The sequence below is a fragment of the Streptomyces sp. NPDC050263 genome, from assembly GCF_040655955.1.
Classification (GTDB): domain Bacteria; phylum Actinomycetota; class Actinomycetes; order Streptomycetales; family Streptomycetaceae; genus Streptomyces.
Window position 1 is genome coordinate 1 of record NZ_JBFAKW010000286.1, and the last position, 1,814, is coordinate 1,814.

2 protein-coding genes are annotated in these 1,814 nt (G+C 65.9%); both read left to right on the forward strand.

What is annotated here, in order from left to right; translation table 11 throughout:
* The first annotated feature begins 185 nt into the window (after nucleotides 1–185).
* Nucleotides 186–1,229, forward strand: coding sequence for an alpha/beta fold hydrolase (locus tag AB0J04_RS46010; RefSeq protein WP_363174713.1), 1,044 nt, complete (start codon nucleotides 186–188; stop codon nucleotides 1,227–1,229).
* A 182-nt stretch (nucleotides 1,230–1,411) separates the two neighbouring features.
* Nucleotides 1,412–1,696 (forward strand): hypothetical protein, encoded by a 285-nt coding sequence (locus AB0J04_RS46015; protein ID WP_363174712.1) that lies wholly within the window; start codon nucleotides 1,412–1,414, stop codon nucleotides 1,694–1,696.
* Nucleotides 1,697–1,814: the final 118 nt, after the last annotated feature.

The window sequence follows — 1,814 nt, forward strand, 5'->3', positions numbered from 1 at the left end:
CGACACACCCCACCCAACGCCACACCCCGGCCCGAGGACACCCCCGGACCGGTCACACCATACGAATCAACGACCCGCGAAGTACGGGCCTAGAACGGATCCTCATGCCCGTCACCGTGAAAGACCACCGGGTACCCCACAAGTCCACCGTCCCCGCGAATAAGGGCGAGGACGTCGAACTCTTCGTGCGGGAGCGCGACGGCACGCCCCCCGGCCACCTCGACGAGCGCACGGCCGTCCTGATGCTCCACGGCCGGAGCGTTCCGGTGCTCGCGGGCTTTGATCTCGATTTCAAGTCGTACAGCTGGGCCGATGCGTTGGCGAAGGCCGGTTACGACGTCTTCATGATGGACCTCCAGGGCTCGGGGCTGTCGCCGCGGCCGAAGATGGACGACCCTCGCAACGTCAACCCCGCCCAGCAGAACCTTCTGAAGCCGAGACCTCCAGGGTTCACGCCGGGCCCGCCGAACTATCCGTTCCAGCTGACCAACTCGAACAGCGACCGGGACGAGCTGAACACCGTCGTGGAGTGGATCATCCGCGAGCGCGGGGTGAAGAAGGTCGCCTTCATCGGTTGGTCCGCGGCCGCGTTCACGATGGGGCCGTACGCGGTCAAGAACCCGGGCAAGGTGTCGAGCCTGTTCCTGCTGGCGCCGATCTTCCCGCCAGAGGGCACGTCGAACGCCCCCGACCCGCTGCCGCAGCCCGGCTTCCCGATGTTCCTGAGCACGAAAGACGGAACCTGGAACGGGTGGCGCAACGAGGTGCACTGCGAGGGCCAGCGCGAAGAAGAGATGCGCGACAAGGTGTGGAACGCGATCATGGAAAGCGATCCGGTGGGCAGCACGTGGGGGCCGGAAGGCGAAGGGCGCAATCGCATCAGAAACTTCGTCCGGTGGGGCTGGAACAAGACCACCGCGGCGCAGGGCGGCGTCCTCGGCGGCAGCGTGCCCGTCCTCATCGCGTACGGGGAGCACGACAGGCAGGTGAACACGTCGAGCGAAGATCCGGAACTCAACTTCTCGGTACCCGCGCTCTACAACGCCATCGCCGGCGACCACAAGCTGATGGTCAAACTGGACTGCGCCGGGCATTCGGTGGTGTGGGAGATGCAGCACAAGAACGTGCACAACCTCTCGAAGCACTGGCTCAAGCACCTGAAGGTCGACGGCAAGAGCCAGGGCATCTTCGACATGAACACCAACGGCGACATCAGCCCGGCTCCGTAGAACAGCCGAGCCCTCGACCGAGAACCGTGGGGGCCCAGGGTCCGAACGTCAGCCTTGCGCCGTCGGCAGGGCCTCCACAGGCACCGGCGAGGTCGAGTCCGCCGTCTGCGTGCCCTCGCCCGAACGGCGGGCCACGGCATCGTCCGCGGCAGCGCCGACGCCCTGGGCGCGAGCGTGACCGGGTGGATCATCTGGTGGATCCAGCAACGCTGCTGGAGTCAGGCGCGGACTTCAAGGTCTTTCTCGACCAAACGGCTTCTGCGCAACAGCTCTGGGACGTCTGGTCCTGGCGGCACGAAGTCATGCTCGACACGGGCGTCACACCTCGGCCCGGACTCGCCGAAGCCGTCGCCGGACTCCAAGCCGCAGGAACAGCTCGGGTCTACATGGCGACAGTCACCGGATCGCAGCGACGTTTCACGCTCTTCCTGTCGGAAGACCTCGCCCAGTGCGTCGCCTGCTGGTGACGCCACCTCACTGTGTCAGGCGTTCTAAGTGGTCTGCGTCGTAAGTCCTTCGGGGGTTGATCATGCGGCTGGGGCGGCGGAGGATTCTTCTGGGTGATCGGCGGTGTGCCGGTCGAGT